This is a genomic window from Weizmannia acidilactici, assembly GCF_008974225.1.
In the GTDB taxonomy this organism is placed as follows: Bacteria; Bacillota; Bacilli; order Bacillales; family Bacillaceae_C; genus Weizmannia; species Weizmannia acidilactici.
Genome location: NZ_BKZR01000123.1, coordinates 1 through 381, shown reverse-complemented (window position 1 = coordinate 381; position 381 = coordinate 1). Strand labels below are relative to the sequence as shown.

Here is a 381-nt window from a genome sequence, read left to right as displayed (position 1 = left end):
CGCAGACAAATCGTCTGCGGTTTTCATATGGCCCGGCAACGTCCTACTCTCGCAGGGGGGAGACCCCCAACTACCATCGGCGCTGGAAAGCTTAACTTCCGAGTTCGGGATGTGTTCGGGTGTGACCTTTCCGCCATCATCACCGGACCTGTATTTTATTTTGGGATGTGTTCCCTGAAAACCGGATGGGAGAAAAAACTGTAAACTGAGAATGCGTTTCTACTTCTAACTTTGAGAATTGTCCAGCTCCAGCGTCTATCAGCTAGCGTATTTCTACGTCTTCTCCCTACGATAACGATAAGTCAACATCGGCTCGATACCTCACCGTGTTTCCTTTATCTCAGTCGAAATCCGTACGTCGATAAACGAGGCGCTTCCGCT

At 49.6% G+C, this 381-nt stretch carries 1 rRNA gene; it reads right to left on the bottom strand.

The features are described from left to right. Positions 1 to 30: 30 nt before the first annotated feature. Positions 31 to 147 (bottom strand): 5S ribosomal RNA (rrf, locus tag GBH70_RS16505). Positions 148 to 381 lie beyond the last annotated feature (234 nt).